18 protein-coding genes are annotated in these 26,643 nt (G+C 67.5%); 10 read left to right on the forward strand and 8 right to left on the reverse strand.

Going from position 1 to position 26,643, the window contains the following annotated elements; translation table 11 throughout:
- Positions 1 to 9: 9 nt before the first annotated feature.
- Positions 10 to 825 (reverse strand): NAD(P)H-binding protein, encoded by an 816-nt coding sequence (locus ACFWVD_RS21965; RefSeq protein ID WP_379245596.1) that lies wholly within the window; start codon positions 823 to 825, stop codon positions 10 to 12.
- A gap of 192 nt (positions 826 to 1,017) precedes the next feature.
- Between ACFWVD_RS21965 and fdxA the strand changes: the two genes are divergently transcribed.
- From fdxA to ACFWVD_RS21985, 4 genes are all read left to right on the forward strand, one after another.
- Positions 1,018 to 1,353, forward strand: coding sequence for a ferredoxin (fdxA, locus tag ACFWVD_RS21970; RefSeq protein WP_379245598.1), 336 nt, complete (start codon positions 1,018 to 1,020; stop codon positions 1,351 to 1,353).
- Between the two features lie 117 nt (positions 1,354 to 1,470).
- Positions 1,471 to 2,085 carry a class I SAM-dependent methyltransferase gene (locus tag ACFWVD_RS21975; protein WP_379245600.1) on the forward strand — a complete coding sequence of 205 codons (615 nt, stop codon included), beginning with the start codon at positions 1,471 to 1,473 and terminating at the stop codon, positions 2,083 to 2,085.
- Entirely contained in the window at positions 2,086 to 2,742 is a 657-nt protein-coding gene (locus ACFWVD_RS21980) for a DNA alkylation repair protein (RefSeq protein ID WP_379245602.1), read from the forward strand.
- Between the two features lie 200 nt (positions 2,743 to 2,942).
- A complete protein-coding gene (locus tag ACFWVD_RS21985) occupies positions 2,943 to 3,299 on the forward strand; it encodes an MmpS family transport accessory protein (protein ID WP_379245604.1) in 357 nt (118 codons plus the stop codon).
- Positions 3,300 to 3,450: 151 nt separating this feature from the next.
- Here ACFWVD_RS21985 and ACFWVD_RS21990 read toward each other — a convergent pair whose 3' ends face one another.
- Complete coding sequence (locus ACFWVD_RS21990) at positions 3,451 to 5,034, reverse strand: Na+/H+ antiporter (protein ID WP_379245606.1); 1,584 nt, start codon at positions 5,032 to 5,034, stop codon at positions 3,451 to 3,453.
- Between the two features lie 76 nt (positions 5,035 to 5,110).
- Between ACFWVD_RS21990 and ACFWVD_RS21995 the strand changes: the two genes are divergently transcribed.
- Together ACFWVD_RS21995 and ACFWVD_RS22000 are read left to right on the forward strand one after the other, a co-directional pair.
- Positions 5,111 to 6,796 (forward strand): DUF885 domain-containing protein, encoded by a 1,686-nt coding sequence (locus tag ACFWVD_RS21995; RefSeq protein ID WP_379245607.1) that lies wholly within the window; start codon positions 5,111 to 5,113, stop codon positions 6,794 to 6,796.
- Positions 6,797 to 6,943: 147 nt separating this feature from the next.
- On the forward strand, positions 6,944 to 8,194 hold the full coding sequence (locus ACFWVD_RS22000; RefSeq protein WP_379245608.1) for a PucR family transcriptional regulator: 1,251 nt from the start codon (positions 6,944 to 6,946) through the stop codon (positions 8,192 to 8,194).
- Positions 8,195 to 8,216: 22 nt separating this feature from the next.
- Here the strand turns inward: ACFWVD_RS22000 and ACFWVD_RS22005 are convergent, their stop codons facing one another.
- The 4 genes from ACFWVD_RS22005 to ACFWVD_RS22020 are packed head-to-tail and all read right to left on the reverse strand — an operon-like array spanning position 8,217 to position 20,260.
- Complete coding sequence (locus tag ACFWVD_RS22005) at positions 8,217 to 9,512, reverse strand: FAD-dependent oxidoreductase (protein ID WP_379245610.1); 1,296 nt, start codon at positions 9,510 to 9,512, stop codon at positions 8,217 to 8,219.
- Positions 9,509 to 10,492 (reverse strand): AfsA-related hotdog domain-containing protein, encoded by a 984-nt coding sequence (locus tag ACFWVD_RS22010; RefSeq protein ID WP_379245612.1) that lies wholly within the window; start codon positions 10,490 to 10,492, stop codon positions 9,509 to 9,511. Before ACFWVD_RS22010 ends, ACFWVD_RS22005 begins: the two co-directional genes overlap by 4 nt.
- Entirely contained in the window at positions 10,489 to 13,713 is a 3,225-nt protein-coding gene (locus ACFWVD_RS22015; RefSeq protein ID WP_379245614.1) for a type I polyketide synthase, read from the reverse strand. The genes ACFWVD_RS22010 and ACFWVD_RS22015 overlap by 4 nt, the downstream gene beginning before the upstream one ends.
- A gap of 19 nt (positions 13,714 to 13,732) precedes the next feature.
- Positions 13,733 to 20,260 carry a type I polyketide synthase gene (locus tag ACFWVD_RS22020; RefSeq protein ID WP_379245616.1) on the reverse strand — a complete coding sequence of 2,176 codons (6,528 nt, stop codon included), beginning with the start codon at positions 20,258 to 20,260 and terminating at the stop codon, positions 13,733 to 13,735.
- 238 nt (positions 20,261 to 20,498) lie between these two features.
- On the opposite strand from ACFWVD_RS22020, the gene ACFWVD_RS22025 reads away from it, so the two are divergent.
- From ACFWVD_RS22025 to ACFWVD_RS22035, 3 genes are read left to right on the forward strand one after another with little or no spacing between them, the layout of a single operon-like run.
- A complete protein-coding gene (locus tag ACFWVD_RS22025) occupies positions 20,499 to 21,395 on the forward strand; it encodes an SDR family NAD(P)-dependent oxidoreductase (protein WP_379245618.1) in 897 nt (298 codons plus the stop codon).
- Positions 21,385 to 22,590 (forward strand): lipase family protein, encoded by a 1,206-nt coding sequence (locus ACFWVD_RS22030; protein WP_379245620.1) that lies wholly within the window; start codon positions 21,385 to 21,387, stop codon positions 22,588 to 22,590. The genes ACFWVD_RS22025 and ACFWVD_RS22030 overlap by 11 nt, the downstream gene beginning before the upstream one ends.
- Before the next feature lie 23 nt (positions 22,591 to 22,613).
- Positions 22,614 to 23,801 (forward strand): lipase family protein, encoded by a 1,188-nt coding sequence (locus ACFWVD_RS22035; RefSeq protein ID WP_379245622.1) that lies wholly within the window; start codon positions 22,614 to 22,616, stop codon positions 23,799 to 23,801.
- Between the two features lie 24 nt (positions 23,802 to 23,825).
- On the opposite strand, the gene ACFWVD_RS22040 is transcribed toward ACFWVD_RS22035, so the two are convergent.
- The gene (locus tag ACFWVD_RS22040) at positions 23,826 to 24,737 is read right to left on the reverse strand and encodes a hypothetical protein (RefSeq protein ID WP_379245624.1); all 912 of its coding nucleotides are present in this window, start codon (positions 24,735 to 24,737) and stop codon (positions 23,826 to 23,828) included.
- A gap of 152 nt (positions 24,738 to 24,889) precedes the next feature.
- On the opposite strand from ACFWVD_RS22040, the gene ACFWVD_RS22045 reads away from it, so the two are divergent.
- Positions 24,890 to 25,246 carry a hypothetical protein gene (locus ACFWVD_RS22045; RefSeq protein WP_379245626.1) on the forward strand — a complete coding sequence of 119 codons (357 nt, stop codon included), beginning with the start codon at positions 24,890 to 24,892 and terminating at the stop codon, positions 25,244 to 25,246.
- Here ACFWVD_RS22045 and ACFWVD_RS22050 read toward each other — a convergent pair whose 3' ends face one another.
- Positions 25,247 to 26,470 (reverse strand): alpha/beta hydrolase family protein, encoded by a 1,224-nt coding sequence (locus ACFWVD_RS22050; protein ID WP_379245628.1) that lies wholly within the window; start codon positions 26,468 to 26,470, stop codon positions 25,247 to 25,249. It lies immediately after the preceding gene.
- Positions 26,471 to 26,643 lie beyond the last annotated feature (173 nt).

Here is a 26,643-nt window from a genome sequence, read left to right on the forward strand (position 1 = left end):
TGCGGTATATCAGCCCTCGGCGAAGCGGGCGGCATTGGCGCGCGCCCACGCGGCGAAGGTGGTGGCCGGGCGCCCGGTGATGTCCTCCACGCTGGTGATCGGCAGCGATTCCGGAGGTGGCGCGAAGCCGAGCAGGACGTTGTCGACGTACCAGCCGGTGGTGTCGCCCATGGTCGGTGTCAGGGCGGCGATGGTCTCCTCCCGGCTGGACCGCACGAACGGAATGTCGCGGCCGAGGGCATCGGCCAGCTGCGCGACAAGCTCGGCGCGAGTGAGAATTTCCGGTCCGCCGAGCGAGTAGGCGCGGCCGAGGTGACCGTCGGTCAGCAGTGCGGTGGCGGCCACCGCGGCGATGTCGTTCATCGCGATGGGCGCGCTCGCGGTCTCCGGGTGCGGTTCCCGGACCGACCCGGCCGCACGGATCTGCTGGGACCACGACAGCGTGTTCTCCATGAAGTCGGCCGGCCACAGATGCGTCCATTCCATCCCGCTGCCCTCGACAGCGGTACACACACTGCCCCACCAACTTTCGGGCTCCCCCGACAGATCCACCACCTGCCGCACCCCTGCCGCACGCGCCACCTCGAGCACCTCGGAGACGTCGCCCTGCGAAGGCGCCAAGTACATCCGATCCACCCCCTCGAACGCCACCCCCAACCTCTCCGGCCGCCCCAAATGCCCCCGCACCACCTCCACCCCCGCAGGCAACGCCGCCTTCGCCGGATCGATGGTCAACGCGCGAACATCCCCCGCCCCGCCCGCAATCAACTGATCCACCACCATCCGACCGATATTCGCCGTTGCCCCAGTAACCAGAATCGTCATCGTTTCCCCTACGTCTCGGTTGTTTCGACCCCTCGATCGTGCCAACGAATCCGAATCGGCGCATATGGCAATTTTCGGAGCGCATAAGTGCCGCTTATGTGGTGATAGGCAGTGCACCCCTACCCGGGCGGGCCGATTCGGACCAGGATCGGAACCACCCCGCGTCGCGGGCGAGAACCGAAGGAGCGCAACGTGACGTTTGTGATCGGTGCCGACTGCGTCGATGTCCTGGATCGTGCCTGCGTCGAGGAATGCCCTCTCGACTGCATTTTCATCGGCGAGCGGATGGCCTACATCCAGCCCGACGTGTGCGTCGACTGCGCCGCGTGTGAACCGGTCTGCCCGGTGGAGGCGATTCACTACGAGGACGATATCCCTTCGGGGCAGGAACAATTCGTCTTCGAGAACGCCCGCTTCTTCAGCGAGCCCTTGCCGGGACGCGCGGCTCCGCTGGGTCACCCGGGTGGCGCGACTGTCGTGGGCGCGGTGGGAGTCGACACGGACTATGTCCGGGAGTATCAGCGGTAAGTGTCCGCGCGGGTGTACCCGCCATGCCCGGCCGAGGCGCTGGGGCACGAGCACGGCAACCCGATACGGTTGGTCCGCAAGCCCCTGACAGATTGTCCGCGGCGGAAGGCAGCGATCATGGACGCGTCGAGCAAGCGCACGCCCAGCGGCTGGGAGGAGCTCGTTGCCGCTGATCCGGCGCATTCGAGCTGGTATGTGCAGCGATTTCGGGACCTGGCTGCCAAGGGTGAGGACATCGTGGGTGAGGCGCGGTTGATCGATGCGCTGCTGGGGCGTGGTGGTCGGGTGCTCGACGCCGGGTGTGGGCCGGGGCGCGTTGGCGGGTATCTGCACAGTGCCGGTCACGTGGTGACGGGTGTCGATGTGGACCCGGTGCTGATCGAGGCGGCGCGGGCGGACTATCCGGGGCCGACGTGGTTGGTCGGGGATCTGGCCGAACTCGATGTGCCCGGCGACTTCGACGCGATCGTGTGCGCGGGCAATGTGGTGACGTTTCTGGCGCCGTCCACCCGGTCCGCGGTACTGACGAATTTCGCCCGCCATCTCGCGCCGACCGGCCGAGCCGTCATCGGGTTCGGCGCGGACCGCGGTTACGAGTTCGCAGAGTTCCTCGCCGACGCCGAATCCGCCGGTCTCACACCCGATCTGCTGCTGTCGACCTGGGATCTACGCCCCTTCACCGACGATTCCGATTTCCTGGTGGCGGTGCTGTCCCGCACCCCCGAGGCATAAATGACCGTGGACGAAGTGATGGCCGAACTGGTCGCCATGAATGACCCGAAGATGCGTGCGGTCAACGAGAAACACGGCGACGACCACGGCGTCAACCTCACCGCACTGCGCGCTCTGGCCAAACGCCTGAAGACACAACATGAACTGGCACAACAACTCTGGTCCACCGACGATACCGCCGCGAAACTGCTCGCCCTGCTGATCTGTCGCCCGAAATCCTTCGACCGCGATCAGCTCGACACCATGCTGCGCCAGTCCCGCACCCCCAAAGTCCATGACTGGCTCGTGAACTACGTCGTGAAGAAGAACCCGCACGCCGAAGAACTGCGCACAGCCTGGTTCACCGACCCAGACCCGGTGGTCGCCAGCGCAGGCTGGGCCCTGACCACCGACCGCGTAGCGAAAAAGCCCGAGAACCTAGACCTCGAAGCCCTACTCGACCTCATCGAAAAGCACATGAAAACCGCCCCCGACCGCCTCCAATGGGCGATGAACCACTGCCTGGCCTACATCGGCATCTCCCACCCCGACTACCGCCCCCGCGCGCTGGACATCGGCGAACGCCTCCAAGTCCTGAAGGACTACCCAACTCCCCCCGGCTGCACCTCCCCTTTCGCCCCCACCTGGATCACCGAAATGGTGCGCCGCCAGTCCTAATTCGGACTCAGGGAGGTTGATGCTTCTCCAGAGACAGCCCTCGGTCCTTTTGCAATCCGCGAGCACCAAGGCACCAGTCCGCCATAGACATCCCGGCGGTTATCGGCTGCCCAGTTAGCCGGGAAGAAATTGATGCTGTTGCGAAACATGCGCCTGATATTATGACTCCAGCAGCGTCGTCCGTTGAGAGGAGTCGCTTTATGCGTCGAGTATCAGCAATCGCAGCGGTAATGGCCGCAGGTGCCGTTTTCCTATCTGGCTGTAGTAGCACCGGCACCAGCAGTGATGAGATCACATACAAGGTGGGCGGTACAACGCAAGCGTCGATCACCTACACTGACGGTGGAACGCAGACTTCACAGGAAACTGAAGCGACCATCCCGTGGGAAAAGAAGATTTCTACGAAATCTGACGCAATCCTTTACCAGATCAGTGCCCAGAACAGCATTCCTGGAAGCGACTCGGTTACCTGCGAGATTCTTCTTGGCGATAAGAGTGTGAGCACTAACGAAGGCAAGGGCGAGTTCGCGATCGCTTCATGCCAGTACACTCCGTAGCGAACACTTCCATTACTGAGACTGCGACCCCCATTACTGGCCGCGGCTGACATTGCCGACTCATCGATCATTGTCGCGCCGCCGCTGGCCCGCGAAACCTTGTCCAACTTGCGTCATGGAACATCGTCTCCCGTGAAGACTTCCGCCAGTCCTAATTCGGGCCCAGGTCGAGGCGGCGGATCACCCGGTCGACGACTTCGGGTGGCATACCGGGTTCGCGGCGAGCTTCCAACGCCACGGTGCGGCCGGCCTCGTTGACCTCGGCGCGGACTGCGCGCACGGTGTCGCGGCGTTCGCGTACTCGCTCCAGGGCCGCCGTGGCTTTGGCGTCGTCGGAGGCTGCTTCGGGGTCGGCTTTGGCGGTGAAGCGGCGCAGGTTGTCTTTGATGTTGTCGTAGAGGTCTTCGGGCAGGTCGTCGCGGACCGCGATGGCTTTGAGGGTGTCGAGTTCGGCGCGCACGACCCTGGTCCACAGGTCGCGTTCGTAGGCGCGTTCCTGCTGGGTGTCGGCGTGCACGCCGGTGACGCGGACCAGCCACGGCAGGGTCGGGCCTTGCACGAGCAGCGTGAACAGCACCAGCGCGAAGGCGATGAACAGCACTTGCGACCGGGCGGGGAAGTCGGCGCCGGATTCGATGGTGAACGGGATGGCCAGCGCCAGCGCGACCGTGGCCACGCCGCGCATGCCCGCCCACCAGGTGACGACCACCTCCTGCCAGCTCAGGGGTGCGCGTTCGGCGTATTTCTTGGAGTACCGCAGCATCAGCCACCAGGTCGCCAGCAACCAGATCAGCCGCACCAGCACCACCACCACGACCACCACGACCGTGACCCCCGCCAGCTGCCGCCAGTCGCTACCCGCGGTTTCGAGCACCACCTGCAGTTCGAGGCCGATCAACGCGAATGCGAACCCGGTGATCAGCATTTCGATGATGTCCCAGAAGTAGTCCGCGACCAGCCGGTAGCTGCGGTCCACGGTCTTGGTGAGCGCGTCGGTGAGGTACAGCGCGCACACCAGCACCGCGAGCACGCCCGACCCTTCCCAGTGCTCGGCCGTGGCGTAGGCCATGAACGGCAGCAGCAGGCTGAGCGAGATTTCGCAGGTGACGGTGCTGAGCCAGCTGGTCAGTTTCGCGCCGAACCAGCCGAAGACCAGCCCCGCGAGCCCACCCACGACCGCGGCGATCAGGAAGTCGCGCAGGGCGTGCCATGGCGAGAACAGGCCGGTGACCACCGCTTGCACACTCACCGAGTAGATGACGATCGCGGTCACATCGTTGAACAGACCCTCCCCGCCCAGCGGCACGATCAACCGCCGCGGCAACCCGAGCTTGCCCGCCATCGCCATGGCCGCCACGGGATCGGGCGGTGCCACCAACGCGCCGAGCACCACCGCGACCGCGATCGGGGTCGCCGGGTTCCAGGCGTGGAAGACCGTCGCCACCGCGGCCGCGGTCACCAACACCAGCCCGAACGCCCGCAGCGTGATGACCTGCCAGTTCTCGGCGAACTGACGCCAGGAGGTGCGTCTGGCCGCGGCGTACAGCAGCGGCGGCAACACCAGCGGCAGGATCACATCCGGTGGAATCTCGAGCTGGGGAACAGCGGGGATCAGCGCGAGCACGCAGCCGAACACGGTCATCAGGATCGACGACGCGACCCCGATCCGGTCGGACACCGACTCCGCGATGATCGCCACCAGCAATATCGCCAGCACTAGCACCAACTGATCCATAGCGAATCAGTCTCACCGACTCCGGGCCGAGCACGCGGCCGACGCGCCCGCGCCCGAAGACCGTTAGCGTGTCTACATGGTTGAGAGTGTGCACGAGATCTGTGATCGGTACGTCGACGAGGCCGCGGCCGCCGATCCGGTGTTGGCGACCATGTTCGGCCTGCCCGGACACGACGACACGCTGACCGACTATTCGCCCGCGGGACATGCTGTTCGAGCCGAGCTGGCACGAAAGGCATTGTGCGCCATCCAGTCCGCCGAACCCACCGATGACAGCGAACGCGTGGCCAAGGCCGTGTTCATCGAGCGCATCGGACTCGAAGTGGAAATCCACGACGCCGGACTGCCGTTGACCTCGCTGAATGTGATCGAGAGTCCGGTGCAGAACATTCGGATGGTGTTCGATGTGATGCCCACCGACACCGCCGCGGACTGGACGGTGATCGCGCGGCGACTCGCGGGAGTGCCCGAGGCGCTGGCCGGCGTGCGGGCCTCGCTGCTGGTCGGGGTGCGGCGCGGACAGATCTGCGCGCTGCGGCAGGTCGTGAAGGTGGCCGAGCAGGCCGATACGTGGGCGGGTGCGGCCGGAAAGGAAGGGTTCTTCAGCACCTTCGTGGCCGCCGCGGAAGAACTAGACGGTGCTCCGCTGACCGACCTGCGCCAGGGCGCCCTGGCAGCGGAACGCGCTTACGCCGAGCTGGCAGACTTCCTGCGTTCGGAGCTGGTGCCGATCGCACCGGTCACCGACGCCGTCGGCGAGCAGACCTACCGCCTGTGGTCGCGCTACTTCACCGGCGCCGACCTGGACCTGCAGGAGGCCTATGCCTGGGGTTGGGCGGAGTTCGCCCGGCTCGAAGCCGAGATGGCGGCGATCGCGGACCGCATCGCGCCGGGGGCGTCACTGTCGGACACAGCCACCCTGCTCGACGCCGACCCGAAGTACACCCTGACAGGACAGGACGAGCTCCGGGACTGGATGCAGCAGACATCCGACCAGGCGCTGGAGTCGTTGCGCGACAAGCACTTCGAGATCCCCGACGAACTCATGACCCTGGAGTGCACCATCGCACCGCCGGGAGGCGTGGTCGGCGCGTACTACATCGGCCCGAGCGCGGATTTCAGCCGTCCCGGCCGCATGACCTGGTCCGTGGAGCAGGGCAAACAGGATTTCCAGACCTGGCGCGAGGCCAGCACGGTCTACCACGAGGGCGTGCCCGGCCATCACCTGCAGATCGCGACCGCGGTGCGCGAGGCGGATTCGCTGAACAAGTACCAGCGGATGATGTCGTTCACCTCCGGGCACGGCGAGGGTTGGGCGCTGTACGCGGAGCGTCTCATGCAGGAACTGGGCTATCTCACCGATGACGGCGACCTGTTCGGGATGCTGGCCCAGCAGCTGTTCCGTGCCGCGCGCGTGATCGTGGACATCGGGATGCATCTGGAATGGGAGATCCCCGCGGGCAATGACTTTCACGCGGGAGAGCGGTGGACTCCCGATCTCGGTCTGGAATTCCTGCTCACCCGAACACTGGTCGACGAAACCACCGCCCGCGACGAAATCGACCGCTACCTGGGCTGGCCGGGTCAGGCGCCTGCCTACAAACTCGGCGAACGCATGTGGCTCACGGCCCGCGAGGAGGCCCGTGAACGCGCGGGCGCGGCATTCGACGTGAAGGACTTCCACACCCGCGCCTTGCGACTGGGCGGCATGGGCTTGGACACCCTGCGCGAGCAACTCGCCGACCCGCACCCCCGCTTGTGAGTCCACACAATCGGGCTCCCGAGGTCTCGTGAGCCCACCAGGCGATGTGATGGGACGGGCAACTACGACTCCGATTGTGGCTATGTTGCGATTCACACAGGACGCACCTGAGCCCCCCCTCGCTGCCTGCACAACGGAGTGAACTCGATGACTTTCTCAGCTATCGACCGGGTCCCGCACCCGATCACCACCGCGGACGGCCGATCCGTGTCGAGCTTTCTCGGCAATGCCGACGACCTGGTTTCGCACCTGGTCACCTATTTCGCCGAGAACGTCATGCCGTGCCAGTCGCTGCCCAGCGAGGCGATGCGCGGCGACATCACCGAGTTCACCCGCCGCTGTTTGATGCTGGCGATGGAAATGCTCGACAAGCGCACCACCCCGTCCGAGCAGCAGTTGGTGGCGCTGCGGGCCGCGTCGGCGCAGCACGCGCGCGAAGGTGTGCCCGTCGGGACGCTGCTGCGCGCGTACGCCGAGGGGTTCCGGATCGGGTTCGAACTCGTCGTCGGTCAGGTGACCGCCGATGATCTGGCCGAGGTCGTGGCGGGTACCCGGCTGCTGCTGCGCACGCTCGAGGTGATCAACGCGACGGTGACCAGTGCTTACCTCGACGAGCAGCGCCAGGTCGCCAAGGAACATCAAACCGGAGCGCAGACGATGGTGTCGGCGTTGCTGAGCGGGCACGGGGTCGGCGCGCTGACCCGGCAGACCGGGATCAGGGTGGCGCAGTCGTATCAGGTTGTGGCACTGATGATTCCGGAACTGCCCGAGGAACTCGATCCGCGTGTCGATGCCCAGGTGGTCGCGCGTCGCAAGCTGCGACGGGTGCAGGCGGCGCTGGCCGACGCGTTCGCCTCGCGGTCGCTGGCATTGCTGAGCACCAACGGCGGCACCCTGCTGATCCCCAGCGATGAACCGGACATGCCGCAGCTGACCGATGCGGTGCTGGGCACGATCAGCGCGACCTCGGGTGTGCGGCTCACCGCGACCCTGGTGCCCGCCTCGACCGAGCGGATCCCGACGGCCACCGAGGAGGCACACGAACTGCTCGATCTGGTGCGTGGCATCGCGAAACCGCCGGGGCTGTACCAACTCTCGGATGTGGCGATCGAATACCAGCTGACCCGGCCCGGTCCGGCGCGCAAACATCTCGCCGGTGTCATCGCCCCGCTGGGCGACCATCCCGAGCTGTTGGAAACGCTGCGGACCTACATGGCCACGGGCCTGAACCGCAAAGCCACCGGCAGCCGACTTCACGTGCACCCCAACACGATCGACTACCGGTTGCGGCGGGTCAGCGGCCTGACCGACCTCGATCTGACCACCGCGGAAGGCATTCTGCGGGCCCGCATCGCCTTGTTGGCTGACGATCTGGTGCACACCAGGGGCGCCGCGTAGCTTTCCCGCGGCGCCGCCCATGTCAGGCGACCAACGCGCGCGCGGCGGCGACGCCGGATCGGTAGCAGGCTTCCAGTTGCGCGCCGAGCAGGTAGTCGCCCGCAAGTGCCAGTCCCGCAACGGATTCGGTCTGTTCACGCACCACCGTGCGGAACCCGGCGTGGTCGGGGAGGTAGGCACAGTGTGCCGCGGCCCAGCTGCGTGTCTCGGTGCGCACCCGAGCCACCGGCGGTCCGCCGAGGTGGTTGCGCACTTTCGTTTCGGCCTCGTCGATCCACCGCGCCAGCTGCTGCGCGTCGGGGACTGGCCGTGCCTCGCGCCCGCTGAAGGTGTAGCGGACGATGTCGAGGTCGTTGACGCCGTACACACCGGCGGCACTGCACGGGCCGGAATCGAACGCGATCGACCGAACGGTGCTGCCGAAGAACGGCTTCTCGTACTGCACCACCGCCACCGTGGACGGGTAGTAGGCCACCTCGCTCAGCGCCTTGCTCAGTGCGGGGATCACCGGTTCCAGCAGGGCCGCGGCCGCGTAGGCCGGGATCGCGACGACCACGCCGTCGTACTCGGAAAACGTTGTGGGGCCGCCGTTTTCCGACGCGTCCAGTCCGGCTACCCGGCTGTCTCGCACCACGAGACGATCCACGCGCGTGTTGAGCCGGACCGCCACCTGCCCGGCGAACCAGTCCAACACCGGTTGCATCCCGTCCACGAGTTGGTCGTACCGGTCCTGCACCATGCCCAGGCTCACCCCGAACGCGCCGAGATAGACCTCGTCGGGCTCGGCAGCATTCAGCCGAACGGTCAATGGCCGCAAGACGTTACGTCCGAAGTCGGCACCGAAGTGCGCGCCCAGAGCCACATCATCGTTGCCCGCGGCACCGAAGTAGTCCGAGCCGAGGAAGCGGTGGCGTTCGTCGAACCGCACGCGCGCACCGTAATACAGCATCCGCGCCGCGTCGACCGGCGAGCCCATCCGCAGCAGGTGGCGGACGAAACCGGCGATGCCGGGGTTGTCCAGGGTCACCAGTTCGTCGTTGATCAGTTGCGAGCTGTTGATCCCGAACTCCTCGAACGCGCGATGTCCCGAGGCCGCGATGAACTCGCGCAACTGCTCGTAGTGTCGCCCGATGTTCTTGCCGCCCATCATGATCGGCCTGCCGCCGAGGGTGTCGAACCCGCAGCGGCCACCGAGCACCGAGTCCTGCTCGAACAGTTCCACGGTGTGGCCGGCCCGGTGCAGGGCGAACGCGGCGCCGATGCCGGACAGGCCGCCGCCGATCACCGCGAACCGCGCGCCTGACGATGGGGTGCTCATGCGTTCTCCTCTGCTTCCCGCGACACGGGATAGTGCGCCAGCTCGACGTGCGCGAGGGCGATGCGGTTGCCGTACTGGTGCAGGGCGACTTCGACGGTGATCTCGTCGAGGTCGAGGTCGCCCACAGCGGCTGTGGTGCAGGTGATCTCGGCGTCGAACTCGGCGAAGTCGGTGAACTGCGCCTCGACGTCGATCACCGCGGCGACCGGGGATTCGAGCAACCCGGCGTCGGTCGCCGCCACGACTGCAGCCTGCCGGAATACTTCGAGCAGCAGCGGGCCGGGCACATGGTCGTACTGGTGGTCGAAGAAGCTCGGGTGCGCCCGGTCGACCACCACGACCATCTCCTGCGCGGTGTTGCGGGCGAGCACGACGTTACGGGGATCGCGGCGTCCGACCAGTTCAGGAGGTAGTCGCCGTGCCGGGCGGGCGGCGACCGGGGCGAGGCCGGCGCGCTTGCCCTGCTGCAGGGCGCGGAACTCGTCGTAGGCCTCGCGCGGGAACGTGATCCCGCTGCCGCGCACGGTCATTGCCAGCGCGCCGCGCACGGTGAGCGTGGCATCGAAGGACACATCGTGGTAGTAACCGCGCCCGGTACCCGCAGCCCCTGGACGCAGGCGCACGATCCCCTCGAAGGGGTCCCGTTCGCTGTCGCGGAACACGCTCAGATCCTCCACCGCGAACGACATCCGCTGCAGGCTCGCCGGCGCGTCGGCGGGAACACCGAGGTGCCGTTGACCGACCACCAGCAGGGCCTGGCGCACGGCCTCCAGCGCGGAGAACGGGTCGTGGTAGCCGACCAGCCGATCGAACCACAGCGAGTGCGCCCGCGGAACCTGCACTGCGACTACGAATTCCGAGCTGCCCACGATCGCGGTGTCGGCGACGTAGACCTCGGCCAGGCCGCGCCGATGGGCCAGCGCGGCGGGTACCAGTTGTTCGAAGGTGAGGGTGCCGCGCACCGCCGACAGGCCGGTCATGCGAGCACCGCCTGGTGGGTCGACGCGTCGCTCCAGATACGGGTGGCGAGCACGGCACCCAGCGCGCGGGGCGTGGGGTGGGTGAACAGGTCCTCCAGCGAAAGGTGGGTTCCCGCGGCGACATTGATTCTGCTGCGCAGTTCCAGCGCGGACAGGGAGGTCAGGCCGATCGCGAGAACTGTTGCGTCGAGGTCGATCTCGTCCTCGGGTAGGTCGATGAGAATCTCCCGGATCTGGGCCACGACCAGGCGCACGGCGACTTCGGCGCGTTGGTCTTGCGGGACAGCTTGGAAGTCGGGCCGCACGGTTCGCAGCTCCCTGACCGTCCCGTGGCGTTGGTTGCCGGATCCGTCACCGGCGAGTTCGGCGCCGGCCGCGCCGATCATGCTCTCCAGCACGGCGCTGTCGGTGTGGACCCAGTAGCGGCGGTGTTGGAACGGATAGGTGGGCAGGTCGACAGTCCTGGTCGTCTCGTCGGAGCACAGTGCCGACCAGTCGACCTCGGCACCGGCAACCCATGCTCCCGCAACGCCTTTCACCGCCGATGTCGCTTCGTCGGCGCCCGGCCGCAAGACCGGGATGGCGGTGCTGCCGGTGTCGGCGAGTACCTCGTAGACCAAGCCGGACAGCGTGTCGCCCGCGCCGAGTTCGAGGTAGGTGGCAACGCCTGCTTCGTGCAATCGCAGCACGCTGTCGTGGAACAGCACCGGTTCGCGGGCTTGGCGCACCCAGTGTTCGATCGAAGTCAGCTGCCCCGGTGCCGGTTCCGTGCCCGTCACGGTGGAGATCATGCGGATCCTCGGTTCCTCGAGCCGCACGGACGCCACGACCGCGCGGAACTCGTCGGCGATCGCGTCCACGTGTGGGGAGTGGAAGCCACGGTCGACGCCGAGCCGCGCGACTCGGCGGCCGCGGTCGCGCCAATGCCGTGCGAGTTCGCCGACGGTGGCGGTATCGCCGGCGATCACGGTGGCGTTCGGCCCGTTGGCCGCGGCGACCGATACCTGCGCCTCGTGCCCGGCGAGTGAGGCGGTGACGTCGGCGAGCGAGGCCCGCACCGAGATCATCGCCCCCGCCGCCATGCGCTGCATCAACCGACCGCGCGCTGCCACCACGGTGACCGCGTCTTCGAGGGACAACACACCCGCCACGTGTGCGGCGGAGAGTTCGCCGACCGAGTGGCCGACGACGAAATCCGGTGTCGTTCCCCAGGATTCGAGCAGGCGGAACAGCGCGACTTGCAGTGCGAAAACAGCGGGCTGGGTGTAGTCGGTGCGTGCGAGCAGCTCCCCGTCGTCGAACATCACTGCGCGCAGCGGGTGTTCGAGGTGGGCGTCGAACGCGGCGCAGAGCTTGTCGATGGCCTCGGCGAACACCGGGTACATGTCGTACAGCCCGCTGCCGATGCCGACGAGTTTGCCGCCCTGACCGGGGAACATCATCGCCAGTTTGCCGCCGGCGCCACGGCGTGACAGGACGACCGAGGCGGCGGTGCGCTCTTCGGCGACGGCATCGAGCCCATCCAGGAACTCCTTGCGCGTGTTCGCCACCACCACGGCACGGTGGTCGAAGCGTGTTCGCGTGGTTGCCAGGGAGTGGGCGATGTCGGCGAGGTCATGCGCGGAATTCGTGGCTGTTTCGCGCATACGTGCGGCCTGGTCGCACAGTGCGGCCGGGTTGCGCGCCGACAACAGCCACGGAAGGGGTGGGTGCGTCGTCTCCTGTTGGAGCAGCGGCTGTCGAGTCAGCGCGGGCACCTGCGCGGCCATCGGCCTCGGCGTAGACGTATGCCTCGGTGTCGACCGCTCGTCGGCCGAATCGTGCTCGGGCTCTGTAGGTTCCGGCGCTTGTTCGACGATCAAGTGAGCATTGGTGCCGCTGATGCCGAACGAGGACACCCCCGCTCGGCGCTCGTGCCCGGTCGTGGGCCACGACTGTGGCCGCAAGGCGAGCTGGATACGATTTCCCGACCAGTCCGCGTGCGAGGTCGGGGCGTCCACGTGCAGGGTGGGCGGAACCATCCCGTGGCGAATCGCCTGCACCATCTTGATCAGCCCAGCGATCCCCGCCACCGACTGTGTATGTCCCATATTGGATTTCACCGAACCGAGCAACAACGGCGGCCCGCCCTCACGCTGCCCGTAGGTCGCGAGCAGGGCCTGCGCTTCCACCGGATCGCCCAGCACGGTGCCGGTGCCGTGCCCCTCCACCACGTCGACATCGGCCGCCCGCAGCCCGGCATTGGCCAGCGCCGACCCGATCACCCGCTGCTGCGCCGGACCACGCGGCGCGGTGAGCCCATTGGACGCACCGTCACTGTTGACCGCGGACCCGCGCAGCACCGCGAGCACCCGATGCCCATTGCGCTGGGCATCCGAAAGCCGTTCCAACAGAACGAATCCAACCCCTTCACCCCAGGCGGTCCCGTCCGCGCCCGCCGCATACGACTTGCACCGCCCGTTCGGCGCGAGCGCACGCTGACGCGAGAACAGCGCGAACGGCATCGGCGTGGACATCACCGTGACACCCCCGGCCAGTGCCATCCCGCACTCCCGCAGCCGCAGCGACTGCATCGCCTGATGCACGGCCACCAGCGACGACGAGCAGGCAGTGTCGACGGTGACCGCCGGACCCTCGAGCCCGAGCAGATACGCGACCCGACCCGCCGCCATCGAGGCGTGATTGCCGGTGAAGTAGTACGTCTCCGCACCGTCCCAGGCCTGCGTGGCGCCGAACCCGTAACCCTGATCGCTGAACCCGACGAACACACCGGTGTCGCTGCCGCGCAACGTCATCGGGTCCACCCGCGCCTGCTCGACCGATTCCCAAGCGAGCTCGAGCAACAGCCGCTGCTGCGGGTCCATCGCCTCGGCCTCGCGCGGGCTGATCCCGAAGAACCCGGCATCGAACTCACCGGCACCGTCGAGGAAACCACCTTCGCGCACATAGGATTTCGCGAATTTGTCCGGGTCGGGATCGTAGAACCCGTCGACGTCCCAGCCGCGATCGGCCGGGAACTCGGTGATCAGGTCGCGGCCCTGGATCAGCGCCTCCCACAGGTGTTCCGGTGAGGTGATCCCGCCGGGGAACCGGCACGACATGCCCACGACCGCGATCGGTTCCCGTGCGCGTGCCTGCTCGTCACCGAGCTGCTGCCGGGTTTCCTGCAGCTGCCGGGTGGCGCGTTTGAGATAGGCGCGCAATTCCGTTTCAGTGGCCATTCGATTCTCGCTTTCTCACTCAGACCGAACGGACCTGGTCGATCAGGTCGAACAGCGCGTCGTCGTCGGCACCGTCGATGTTGTCCACGAGCTCGCTGTCGGCACCGCCGCGCAGGGTGCGCACGAGGTCGTTGATGCGCGCCATCAGTTCGTCGACCCGCTCCGGCGGCAGTTCCACGCCGACGCAACCGGCGGCGAGTGCGTCGAGCTCTCCGACGATCCGCGCGCCGGGGTCGTCCACGGGGGCGATCTCGGTGCGCAGGTAGTTCGCCAGTGCCGCCGCGTTGGGGTAGTCGAACACGATCGTGGTGCGCAGTTTCGCGCCGGTCGCGGCCTCGAGGCGGTTGCGGAATTCCACGGCGCCCAGCGAGTCGAAACCCAGGTCGGTGAACGCGGTTTCGGCGGGAACGGCCTCCGCGGACGCGTGGCCGAGGACCGCGGCCGCGTGTGAGCGGATGACGCCGAGAATGATCCGCTCCTGTTCCGCGGGTTCCTGCCCGATCAGGCTCGACAGCAGTTTCACCGACTCGTCGCTGCCGCTCCCGGCCGCCCGGCGTGGACCACCGCGCAGCAACGACCGCAGCATCGCGGGCATGTCGTCCACGTCGCCCAGCGCGCTCAGCGCGGTGAGGTCCAGGCGGGCGGGGACCGCGAGCGGCCTGCCGGTCGTCAGCGCGGCATCGAACAGGGCCATGCCGTCGTCGTCGGTGAGCGGGATCAGGCCTTCGCGGCGCATCCGCTGCAGGTCACGCTCGGTGAGATGGCCGGTGATGCCGGTGCCGCGCTCCCACAGACCCCACGCCATGGCGGTCGCGGGCAGGCCGCGGTGCCTGCGGTGGTGGGCCAGCGCGTCGAGGAAACCGTTGGCGGCGGAGTAGTTGGCCTGGCCGGGGTTGCCGAGCAGGCCCGCGATCGAGGAGTACAGGACGAACATCGACAGGGCGTGTTCGCTGGTCAGTTCGTGCAGGTGCCAGGCGGCATCGGCCTTGGGGCGGAACACCTTTGCGATGTGTTCGGGGGTGTGCTTGGTGAACAGGGCGTCCTCGACGACGCCGGCGGTGTGGACCACCGCGGTCAGCGGGTGTGCGGCGGGGATCGCGGCGATCAGGGCGGTGAGGGCGTCGCGGTCGCTGACATCGCAGGCGGCGATGTCGACCTGGGCGCCCAGTGCGGACAGCTCGGCCGCGAGTTCGCCCGCACCATCTGCGGCGGGTCCGCGGCGACTGGTCAACAGCAGGTGTCGAGCACCGTATGCCGTCACCAGGTGACGGGCGGCCAGTGCGCCGAGCCCGCCGGTGCCGCCGGTCACCAGCACGGTGCCGTCGGGATTCAGCGGGGTCGGCACGGTCAGCACGTACTTGCCGACGTGCCGGGCCTGACTCAACTGCCGGAAGGCCTCGGGTGCGCGCCGGACATCCCAGCGTGTCACCGGAAGTGGTTGCAGCACACCGGATTCGAACAGTGTGCGCAGCTCGGTCAGGATCTCGTGCAACCGGTCCGGGCCCGCCTCCATCAGGATGAAGTTCTGGTAGCGCACGCCCGGATGGGTCTGTGCGATCTCGTCGGCGTCGCGCAGGTCGGTCAGGCCCATCTCGATGAACCGACCGCCGCGCGGGAGCAGGTCCAGCGACGCGTCGACCTTGTCGCCCGCCAGCGAATCGAGCACGACGTCGACACCGCGACCAGCGGTGACCTCGAGGAACTTCTCCTTGAAGTCGGTGGTCCGAGTGTTGCCGATCCGTTCGTCGGCGAAGCCGTTCGCGCGCAACATATCCCACTTGCCCGGACTGGCGGTGACGTACAGGTCCAACCCGAGATGCCTGGCCAGTTGTACCGCGGCCATCCCGACACCACCGGTGGCGGCGTGGATCAGCAACGACTCCCCCGCCCGCACCTTCGCCAGGTCGACCAGCGAGTAGTAGGCGGTCGCGAACACGATCGGCGCGGCGGCGGCGTCCTCGAAGGACCAGCCGGCCGGGATCTCGATGACGGTCCGCTGATCGGCCACGACGGTGGCACTGACGCCGGTGAAGATGCCCATCACCCGGTCGCCCACCGCGAAATCGGTGACATCAGGGGCGATGTCGACGATCACGCCCGCACCTTCACCACCGATGGCGGTGTCGGGGATCGGGTACATCCCGAGCACGATCAGCACGTCACGGAAGTTGACACCCGCCGCCCGGACAGCGATCCGTACCTGCCCCGGTCCCAGCGGCTCCACTTCGGGCTGCGGGGTCAGAATCATGTTGTCGCCGTGGAGAGTTCCCCGACCGTGGTCGACCAGTTGCCAGTCGCCGCCGGTGAGCAGTTCGGCCGATCCGACTGTGTCCGCCCCAGCGCGGACCAGGCGTGGCGCGTGCGTTTCACCGTGCCGGATCGCCAGCTGCGGCTCGGTGGGGTGCGTGGCGGCGATCGACACCGCCTCCCGGTAGTCGCCGCGACCATCGAGATCGAGCAGCGCGATGCGGCCTGGATGCTCGTTCTGCGCGGTGCGCAGCAGTCCGTTCACGGCGGCACCGGCCAGATCGGCGACATCTTCGGCACCGTGTACCGCCACCGCGCCGTTGGTCACGAAAACGATCAGTGCCTTGGTGAACCGGTCATCGGCCAGCAGTTCCTGCACAACCGTCTGCACGGCAATGACGGACTCGCGCAGGGCATCCGGGCGGAGCCGACTGGTCGGCTCGACATCGGTGGCGCGATCGACCGTAGAGCCGGGCGCGATGGCATCGCCGAGAACGCGCACGACAACGAGGTTCCTGTCGGTTCGTTCGCAATACTCCACCGAAACGCACTCGGCCGCAGACTCCAGCTGGGTCCATTCGCCCTGTCCCCCAACAGGTTCGACCCCCGGAACCCCCACCCAGTTCATCTCGTACAGCCCGCCCTCCGAGGTCGGCGGCCGCTGCCCCAAGGCTTCCAGCGAGATCTCGCGCAGCGCAAGGGATTCCGCGCCCGCGACAGGCCTGCCCGCCGAATCGCTCAGTTCCAGCCGGATCCGGTCCGTGCCCGCGGGCGTGAGACGAACACGCAGCGATGTCGCCCCGACCGCGTGCAGCGACACACCTTCCCACGCGAACGGAAGGCGAATCTTGCCCGATTCGGTCGGCCCGACCGTGCCGGTCGCGATCATCGCGTGCAGTGCGGCATCGAGCAGTGCGGGATGCAGCCCGAAGTCGGCAGCCTCCGCGGCATCCGACTCGGGCAGCGCCACTTCGGCCAGCACATCGTCGCCATGACGCCAGATCTGCCCGAGACCGCGGAAGGCGGACCCGTAGTGATACCCGACGGCCGCCATCGCCTCATACGGCTCCCCCACCACCACCGCGACAGCGCCCACCGGCGGCCACGCACCCCCATCGGCCGGAACCCTCGCGATCTCGGCCGACGGTTGCAACGTGCCAGTGGCATGTCCGACCCACGGCAGTTCTTCGCCGGATGCAGTCTGCACACGTGAATACACCCCGACCGTCCGGTGCCCTGACTCCTGCGCCGGACCGACGATCACCTGCAGCTCCACCGCGCCGCTCTCGGGCACCACGAGCGGCGATTCCAGCACGAGTTCACCAACGACCGGGCAGTCCACCAGTTGTCCTGCGTGCCAAGCGAGTTCGATGAACGCCGTGCCGGGCAGCAGCACGGCGTCACCGATGCGGTGCCCGGCCAGCCACGGATGCGAGTGCAGCGACAGTCGTCCCGTCAGCAACAGCCCACCGTCCTGAGCGAGGCCGATCTTCGCACCGAGCAGCGGGTGCTCGGCGGCGTCGAGCCCGGCGCCACGCACATTGCTGCCCTCCGACACCGCGAGCCAGTACCGGTCACGCTGGAAGGCGTAGGTCGGCAGCTCGACCGACCGCGCGCCGGACCCTTCGAACAGCACGGACAGGTCCAGCGCGGCCCCGCTCGAGTACAGCGCCGACAGTCCCGCGACGAACGCGAGGTCACCCGCGATGCCGGGTCGCTGCAGCGCGGCAGCGGTCAAAGCCTCACCGTCGTCGGCGATTTCGTGCACCATCGCCGTCAGCGCGGCACCGGGCCCCATCTCGGCGAAGCAGGTCACCCCGCCCTGTTCACGCGCCCACCGCACCGCATCCAGGTAGCGGACGGGTTCGCGCAGGTGACTCACCCAGTACTCGGGCGAACACAGTTGCGCCGCCTCGGCCACCTTGCCGGTGAGCGCCGAGATCACCGGCAGCGTCGGCGGACGATAGGTCAGACCGCGGCACACGGCACCGAATTCCGTCAGCACCGCGTCCATCTGCGGCGAATGGAAGGCGTGACTCACCCGCAACCGGGTGGTCCGCACGCCGTCGGCCGTCAACTGCTCGGCGATGGCCTCGACCGAACTCGCCGCACCCGAGATGACCACGGACGCGGGCCCGTTCACGGCCGCGATGCTGACATCGTCGTAGAGGCGGATCAGATCGGCGACGGTCGCCGCATCGGTGGCGACCGCGACCATCGCACCACCGGCGGGCGCGGACTGCATCAGCCTGCCACGCGCCGCGACCAGGGTGCACGCGTCGGCCAGCGACCACACCCCCGCCACATAGGCCGCCACGATCTCACCGATTGAGTGCCCCATCACGAATGCCGGTCGCAGGCCCCATGATTCGGCCAGTCGGTACAGCGCCACCTCGGTCGCGAACAGAGCAACCTGGGTGATCTCGGTGCGATCGAGGGCCTCGCTTGCCTCGTCGGCGAAAACCAGTTCACGCAAAGGGGTTTCGAGGTGCTGATCGAGTTCCGCGCAGATCTCGTCGAACGCTGCCCGATACACCGGAAAGCCGTCGTACAGTTCGCGCCCCATGCCGACGCGTTGCGCGCCCTGGCCGGGGAACATCACCGCCGTCACCGCAGCAGTCACGGTGCCGCGCACCACATTCGGCACCGAACGCCCCTGCGCGAGTGCACGCAACCCCTCGGTCAGCTCCTCGAGATCGTGCCCGACGATCACGGCACGGTGATCGAACCGGGCGCGAGTCTCCAACAAGGACGCGCCGATATCGACCGCTTCGACCTCACGATCCGCGTCGACCCGGTCGAGCAGGGCACTGGCCTGAGCAGTCACCGAGTCCGCGGAGCGGGCGGTCACCACCCACGGAATAACCACCGGCGCAACGACATCGGGCCGATCCGCGGGCACGTCGTCCCCCCGCTCGACAACGACATGCGAGTTGGTGCCGCTGATCCCGAACGACGACACCGCAGCACGCGGCGCACGCCCGGTCTCCGGCCACGGCTGCGCCTGGGTCACCAACCGAACCGTGCCCGCGGACCAGTCCACATGCGGCGTGGGCTCGTCGACGTTCAGCGTCGGCGGCACCACCCCGTGCCGCATCGCCATCACCATCTTGATCAGCCCACCGACCCCCGCGGCCGCCTGCGTGTGCCCCATATTCGACTTGAGCGACCCCAGCAGCAGCGCCTGCGCACCGTCGCGCTCGGCACCATAGGTCGCGAGCAGCGCCTCCGCTTCGATGGGATCACCGAGCCGGGTTCCGGTGCCGTGCGCCTCGACCACGTCCACATCGGTCGTGGTCAACCCGGCATCCGCCAGCGCGGTCCGAATGACGCGCTGCTGCGACCGCCCGTTCGGCGCGGTCAAACCGTTGGACGCCCCATCGGAGTTCACCGCGGTCCCACGCACCAGACCCAGGATCTTGTGACCGTTGCGCCGAGCCTCGGAAACGCGCTCGAGCAGCAACATGCCCACGCCTTCGCCCCACGCGGTGCCGTCAGCACCGGCGGCGAAGGACTTGCACCGACCGTCGGCCGCCAGCGCCCGCTGGGTGGAGAACGCGACGAACGCGGCGGGCGTCGCCATCACCGTGACACCGCCGGCCAACGCCAAGGTCGACTCGCCGGAGCGCAACGACCGCACCGCCTGATGGATCGCGACCAGCGACGACGAGCACGCGGTGTCCACGGTGACCGACGGCCCTTCCAGACCCAGCACATACGACACCCGCCCCGAGGCGACGCTGGATGCCTGACCGGTCATCAGGAAGTGCTCGATCGTCTCGCGCACCCGATCGTCGAGGTCACGCGAGGACGGAGCTTCGGAGTCCGGCATCAAACCGACGAAAACACCGGTGGCACTGCCGCGTACGGTCGTGGGGTCGATGCCCGCCCGCTCGAACGCCTCCCAGGCGGTCTCGAGCACCAGCCGCTGCTGCGAATCCATCGCCTGCGCCTCACGAGGACTGATCCCGAAGAAGTTCGCGTCGAACTGGGTGGCGCCGTCGAGAAAGCCGCCCGTGCGCACATACGACTTGCCCGGCACACCCGGTTCCGGATCGAACAGGCCCTCGATATCCCAGCCACGATCGGCCGGCCACTCAGACACCAGGCTGCGACCGTCCACCGCCGCCTGCCACAGTTCCTCCGGCGAGGTGACCCCGCCCGGATAGCGGCATGCCATGCCGACGATCGCGATCGGCTCGGTGGCCCGCGCCTCCACATCGTCGAGACGTGCCCGGGTGGTCTGCAGTTCCCGGATCGCCTTCTTCATGTAAGTGCGTAGTTCGTCTTCGCGAGCCATAGGGCAAACATCTCCTGCATCAGCGGTAATCGAAGGGGAGGCGAGCAGTGCGGCGGGGTCGGGTATTCGCCCCGACGGTCTACTCGACAACACTGATGGGCGTCACGCTACGACAGCGCACCGCCGAATTCGGTGCGTGCGGGACCGGTTTGGGAAACGACCAATCGTCGCGGCGGTGTCCCTGACAATTTCCAAACGCATTGCCACCGGGTTGCCGCGATTCGTAAGGTCATGCGCCATGGCAAGGACTCCCGATCCGCTACCGGATCAGCACGGCCGACGATTCGTTATCACCGGTGCCAACGGCGGCCTGGGCGAGGAAGTGACCCGCACCCTCGCCGCCCACGGCGCGACGGTGATCATGGCGTGCCGCGACCCGCAGCGCGGGCAGGCCGTCGCCGATCGACTCACCGGCGATATTTCGGTGGCGGCGCTGGATCTTGCCGATCTGTCCGCTGTGCGGCGATTCGCGCAAACCTGTGGCGAATTCGATGTGCTCATCAACAATGCCGGATTGATGAATGTGCCGTTCGCGCGCACCGTCGACGGATTCGAAACACAATTCGGTGTCAACCATCTCGGCCATTTCGCCCTGACCGGCCTGCTCCTGGACCGGATCAGGGACCGCATCATCTCGGTGTCGAGCATTTCGCACGGCTGGACGAAAACGCTGCCGCTGGACGATCTGCGTTTCGAGAAACGTCGATACAGTCGACACAGCGCCTATCCGGAATCAAAACTGGCAACCCTGATGTTCGGCCGCGAACTCCAGCGCAGGCTGCACGGTTCAGGGTCGTCGCTGCGGTCCTACACCGTGCATCCCGGCGTCGCACCGACCGGGCTCGTCGCCAAGACGCAGACCCCACTGGACTGGGTCTCCGAGCCGTTCATCCGTTTGATCGGCCAATCACGCACCGCCGCAGCACAATCCATCTTGTTCGCCGCCACCGCACCGGACGCGGACCCCGACACCTATTGGGGTCCGACCAAGCTGTTCAACACCCGCGGCCCGCTCGGCGCCTGCCCCTCGAGCGCATTGTCGCAGGACCGGGCGCTGTGGCAACAGTTGTGGACCGCGTCCGAACGCGCCACCGGCGTCCGCTTTCCCGCCGCGGCGGTGATGCATGAGAACTAGTCTGCGCACCCTCGCCTGCGCCGTCATGGTCGGGCTACTCGCCGCCACGGGCCCCCAGCCGGCCACGGCGTCCCCGGTCTATCCCGCACCGGACCCCGACCCCTTCTACGCCGCGCCCGCCGACCTCGCCGCGCACGAACCCGGCGCCGTGCTCGCCGTCCGCGTGCAGGAACCGCTGCCCTACTTCCCCACCGCCACAGTCACTTTGGTGAAGTTCCGGTCCAACGACTCCCAGGGTCGCCCGATCGCAGCGACCACCACGATCCTCACCCCCAAAGACCACCGCCCCGGCGCGCCACTGCTGTCGTACCAGCACATCATCAACGGCCTCGGCACCCAGTGCGCGGTCTCGCGTGCCCTCTACGCCTACGACCCGAATCTGCTCTATCGTGCTGTGCCACTGCTGAATACGATGCTGCTGCGCGGTTGGAGCATCGCCCTGCCCGATCACCTCGGCCCGAACGCCGCCTACGGTGCGGCCAAACTCGGCGGGCAGATCACCCTCGACGGCATCCGCGCCGCCACCAGGGTCGCGGAACTGGGACTCGCCGACAGCCCGTCGGCCATGCTCGGCTACTCCGGCGGCGGCATGGCGACCGGCTGGGCCGCCGCGCTGGCCCCGCAGTACGCGCCCGAACTGCGGCTGGTCGGGGCCGCGCAGGGCGGTGTGCCGATGAACATCACCACCATGGCGCGCGCCCTCGGCTTCGCCCCGCATCCCATGTTCGGGCTGGCCATGGCCGCGGCGCTCGGGCTCGAACGCGAGTACCCCGACCGCCTGCCGATCACCGGGCAGCTCAACAACACCGGCTTGGCCGTGCGAGACGCGATGTCCAACGGCTGCACCGTTGAACTCATCGCCGCGGGTGCCATGCACAGTGCCTCCGATCTCGCCTCTACCGTCTCGCTCATCGACGACCCGCGCGCGTGGGAGGTGGGCGACTTGAACAGCCTCGAACTGTTCGAACCCGTTCCCACGATGCCGATCTTCGAATGGCACACGCCCATCGACCCGCTCATCCCCGTCGACGCGGTCGAGCGCACCAACCAGCGCTACTGCCGGGCCGGGACGCCGGTGCAGTCCGAGCTGTATCCCAGCCCCGATCACCTGGCCACCGCGGTCATGGGTTTTCCGTCTGCCGTCGCGTGGCTGGATGCCCGCTTCCGCGGCGAGCCCGCGCCGAGCAACTGCTGACCCTCCCCCAGTAAGGATCCACCATGCGCCGCATCTGGACCGCCGCGCTGACGGTGCTGTTATGCACCATCAGTGTCGGAATGTTCGCTCCCGCAGCAACTTCCGAACCGCAGTACCCGACCCCCGATCCCGACCCGTTCTTCGCCGCACCGGCCGACATCGGCGACTTCGCCCCCGGTGATGTAGTCCGCAAACGCAAGTTCAACCTCGGCCCCTACCAGGGCACCGACATCTGGCACGTCGCCTTCCGCTCCACCAATTCCGCCGGCGACCCGATCATGGGCGTGACCACGGTCATGATCCCCGCGGGGGTGGCCAACCCGCCGCTGGTGTCGTATCAGGCGCTGATCAATTCCCTTGGGACCAAGTGCAATCCGTCCCATTCACTGCTCAGTGACGAAACCCCCGACGCGTTCGGCGCGGTCCTGCCGCTGGGCCGCGGCTGGGCGGTCGCCCTGCCCGACTACCTGGGCCCCAACGTCGCCTATGGCGCGGCCAAGCTCAGCGGCATGGTCACCCTCGACAGTGTGCGAGCGTTGCAACGCGCCACCGAACTCGGTCTGGGCCAGTCCCAGATCGCGTTGGCCGGCTACTCCGGCGGCGGACTGGCCACCGCATGGGCCGCGGCCATGCAACCCACCTACGCCCCCGAATTGAAGCTGGCGGGCGTGGCGGCGGGCGGCATCCCCGCCGACCTCGAACAGATGGCCCTCGGCATCGGCTTCGGCCACCACCCCGGCTTCGGCCTCGCGTGGGCAGCGGCCATGGGCCTGGAACGCGAATACCCGCAGCGCCTACCCATTTCCGAGCAGCTCAACAGCGAAGGACTGTGGTACCGGGACTTCACCGCCGACGAATGCCGCCGCTTCCTGCTGTTCCACGGCATCGTCCGCAGCGCCGAACAGCTCGCGGCGACCAAGTCCCTGATGGACAACCCCGAAGCGCGAGCGGTGTTGCGGGAGAACAGCTTGCGGCACTACCCCGGCATCCCCGAAACCCCGACCATGCTGTGGCAGGGCGTCTTCGACGGTCTCACGCCCTACGATGCCGTCGCCGACGTCGCCGCCCGCTACTGCGAGGCGGGCGCACCGATCACGTTCTCCCGCTACCAGATCGCCGAACACATGACCACCGCGGTGGCGGGCCTGCCCGAAGCCTGGAACTTCATCGAAGCCCGATTCCGCAACGAACCGGCCCCGACCCGCTGCTGAACACAGCACGCCGACCCGCGCCGATCAGAACAGGCTGGTCTGCGCGGGTTCGGCCACGGCATCGATCGAGGAGTCCAGTTCGATGCGACGGCCGACCAGGCGAGTGTCGTTGACCAACACCAGTTCACTGGCGCCCGCGGTGTCACGGCACGCGATCGTATGCCCGTGCGCGGTGACCGCGTCGATGATGTATTCGCCTGGCTCCCCGGCGATTTCGGTGGCGACCGGGAAACGGCCGTGCTCGAGGATGGTGGCGTAGAAGTCGCGCCCGCCCGACCACGCGACGTCGGTGCGCGTAATGTCCGCGGGCAACGTGCTCGCCGCGTGCTCGGCCGCGTCGGCGACCGCGGATTCCAGCGCCACCCACGGCCGCAAGGGTTTGGTCAGAATTCGGGTCTTGGTGACACCCGCGACCATCTGCCCGATCCCGGCCCGCTCGGTGACCGTGCGTTCCAGATCCCGAACATGCAGCCCGTCGGGCGAATCGGTGATGAACCGCGCCACCAGCGCACCCTGTTCGAACAGCCGGCGATGCCGCCGCGACGCCGACGCCGTGCCGACCTTGGTCATGCCGTCACCGAAATACGCGATGTACAGGTGATGCGGTTGCGCCATGTAGTCGCGGACCTGTTCGGGCAGCGCCGACAGCGGGCCGCGGTGGCTGTGCACCACCGACCAGCCCTCCTTGACCCGACACTGCTCGCACTGCCGTCCACTGTCGACCGCAGCCCCGCGCGGGCAAGCGATACGACCGCGACCGGCGGACCCGAACCCGTTGTACCCCAGGCAGTATCGCCGGGAATCGGTGATCCGGAACGCCAGCCGCGTGCCGATGCCCGGCAGCCGCTCGGTGGTCCCGTCTTCGCGCAGCAGCTCGTACCACCATCGACCCTGCTCGTCCCAGCGCGTGCCGCAGTACAGGGCCGTGGAGATCATCGCTGCAACCTACCCGGCCGATCAGTGCCGATCACAACCGAGCCGCCGAAACATATCTGAACCTCCAGTAACCCCTGCACGATTTCCCGTGCCCCCGATCCGCAAGTACCTTGAGCGCATCAGCAGGGGTGCGAACTGGTAAGGGGAAAACAATGGACGATCTGGACCTGCTCCACGACACGGGACTCAGTGTGACAACGACCGTCCATTTGGATTGTCTGACAGTGCAACTGATGACCGCGGTGGAATCCTGCTCACGCGACGGAATTCCGTTTCCGCGAATATGGGAAGAGGTCGAGGACGCCCTCGACATGGTGCCCCGAGATCTCCCCATCGAATGGCGTTTGGAATTACGTCAATACCTCAGCGACCACGTGGTCTCGGCATTCATGAATGCACCCGACAGTGGCGGGACCGTCGATCGAGTCACGAACAGCGCGATATCTCGCACCCCGATAATTCACGACCTCGATACCCGCCAGGTCGACCGACCCGACGGGATCGACTGATCAGCGTCCGAATCGGGCGTTCACCCAGGTGAGGGCGTCGTTGTTGCCCGCCGCGAGCACGCCGCGGTGGTCGACACCAGGATAGGTGCGGTATTCCACGGGCCGACCGGTCAACTGTTGCTGGGCGACCATGGCGTCGGTGCCGGTCGGCATCACCACGACGTCTGCCTTGCCCTGTAGCACCAGCAGCGGGGCGGTGAAGGTCAGCCCGGTGGGGTCGTTGTCGTCGAGGACTCGGATCAGGGCGCTGGGATCGGCGTCGGCGGAGAAGGCTTCGTTCGCGCCGATCTCACCCCAGGAGTCTTTGGCACGCAGCTGGCCGATGCAGCGGTCGTCGGCCTGGTCGATCTTCGAAGCTGCTTCGGGCGCAAGGAATTTCGTCGGATCGATGTCGGCGACGGTTTGGGCACCACGCACGAACAACGGCATGAACGACAACGACCCCGCGGGCGCGACCTTCGCGCCCAGGCCGGTTCGTTTGCTGACAACCCCCGCCTGCACAACTAGTCCCAGATGCGAAGCGGGCGCCAACGCCACCGACCCCAGCAACTCCAACTGCGGAACCCATTGCTGCGCCCGCGCATTCGCGAACACCGCAGCCTGACCGCCCTGCGAATGCCCCATCGCCACCCACCGAGCCCCGACCTCGGGCGCGACCGCACGCGAAGCCAGCGCCATATCGGCCACGGCCCGCTGCTGCGCCTCCCCGATCAGATATCCGTGCGGCCCCGGCGTCCCGAGCCCCTGATAGTCGGTCTGCGCCACCGCATATCCCGCAGCCACCCACTGCGCGAGCGTCCCCCGCGTCAACGACGTGTAGTCATGCGCGGGAAACCCGACCCCCGTGTCCCGCGACGGCGCACACACATCGGCAGTGCCGGTAGTGCCGTGCGCCCACGAAATCAACGGCCACCCACCCGCAGGCGCAACCCCCTCGGGAACCGCGAGCGTGCCCGACACCGCCACCGGCTGCCCCTGCAGATCCACCGACCGATACAGCACCAGATAATTACGCGCCCCCGGCAACCCCGGCTCCCCCACAATCGGCCGCGAAGAAATCACCGAACCATGCTCACCGGCCACCAATTCCGGTGCGGGAGAATAGAAATCGAGGCCATCCGAAGCAGGTGCGGCAACGGCGACCGGTGCCGTCGACACAGCCAGTGCGGCGGCCAAAATCGCCACCGACCACCCGAACTTGCGCGTTGCCGCCGACTTCTTCACTGCTGACCTCCACCTGTGCCACACGAGTACTGCGGGCACCGTAACCCAGCCATCATCCATTCGCACCGCTAACGATCAACATGATCGTTTCCCGATGTCGCCGATGAGTTTCGGGCACCGGCGGCGTCCTATCGATAGGACCCGGCTGTGGGTTCGACACGGAGAAGGAGCAG

It is taken from the genome of Nocardia sp. NPDC058666, assembly GCF_042714895.1.
GTDB lineage: Bacteria > Actinomycetota > Actinomycetes > Mycobacteriales > Mycobacteriaceae > Nocardia.

What these genes read in the sequence shown, in the direction of transcription:
- ACFWVD_RS21965 (WP_379245596.1), bottom strand. Translation starts at nt 825, where the DNA reads ATGACGATTCTGGTTACTGGGGCAACGGCGAATATCGGTCGGATGGTG.
- ACFWVD_RS21975 (WP_379245600.1), top strand. Translation starts at nt 1,471, where the DNA reads ATGGACGCGTCGAGCAAGCGCACGCCCAGCGGCTGGGAGGAGCTCGTT.
- ACFWVD_RS21980 (WP_379245602.1), top strand. Translation starts at nt 2,086, where the DNA reads ATGACCGTGGACGAAGTGATGGCCGAACTGGTCGCCATGAATGACCCG.
- ACFWVD_RS21985 (WP_379245604.1), top strand. Translation starts at nt 2,943, where the DNA reads ATGCGTCGAGTATCAGCAATCGCAGCGGTAATGGCCGCAGGTGCCGTT.
- ACFWVD_RS21990 (WP_379245606.1), bottom strand. Translation starts at nt 5,034, where the DNA reads ATGGATCAGTTGGTGCTAGTGCTGGCGATATTGCTGGTGGCGATCATC.
- ACFWVD_RS21995 (WP_379245607.1), top strand. Translation starts at nt 5,111, where the DNA reads ATGGTTGAGAGTGTGCACGAGATCTGTGATCGGTACGTCGACGAGGCC.
- ACFWVD_RS22000 (WP_379245608.1), top strand. Translation starts at nt 6,944, where the DNA reads ATGACTTTCTCAGCTATCGACCGGGTCCCGCACCCGATCACCACCGCG.
- ACFWVD_RS22005 (WP_379245610.1), bottom strand. Translation starts at nt 9,512, where the DNA reads ATGAGCACCCCATCGTCAGGCGCGCGGTTCGCGGTGATCGGCGGCGGC.
- ACFWVD_RS22010 (WP_379245612.1), bottom strand. Translation starts at nt 10,492, where the DNA reads ATGACCGGCCTGTCGGCGGTGCGCGGCACCCTCACCTTCGAACAACTG.
- ACFWVD_RS22015 (WP_379245614.1), bottom strand. Translation starts at nt 13,713, where the DNA reads ATGGCCACTGAAACGGAATTGCGCGCCTATCTCAAACGCGCCACCCGG.
- ACFWVD_RS22020 (WP_379245616.1), bottom strand. Translation starts at nt 20,260, where the DNA reads ATGGCTCGCGAAGACGAACTACGCACTTACATGAAGAAGGCGATCCGG.
- ACFWVD_RS22025 (WP_379245618.1), top strand. Translation starts at nt 20,499, where the DNA reads ATGGCAAGGACTCCCGATCCGCTACCGGATCAGCACGGCCGACGATTC.
- ACFWVD_RS22030 (WP_379245620.1), top strand. Translation starts at nt 21,385, where the DNA reads ATGAGAACTAGTCTGCGCACCCTCGCCTGCGCCGTCATGGTCGGGCTA.
- ACFWVD_RS22035 (WP_379245622.1), top strand. Translation starts at nt 22,614, where the DNA reads ATGCGCCGCATCTGGACCGCCGCGCTGACGGTGCTGTTATGCACCATC.
- ACFWVD_RS22040 (WP_379245624.1), bottom strand. Translation starts at nt 24,737, where the DNA reads ATGATCTCCACGGCCCTGTACTGCGGCACGCGCTGGGACGAGCAGGGT.
- ACFWVD_RS22045 (WP_379245626.1), top strand. Translation starts at nt 24,890, where the DNA reads ATGGACGATCTGGACCTGCTCCACGACACGGGACTCAGTGTGACAACG.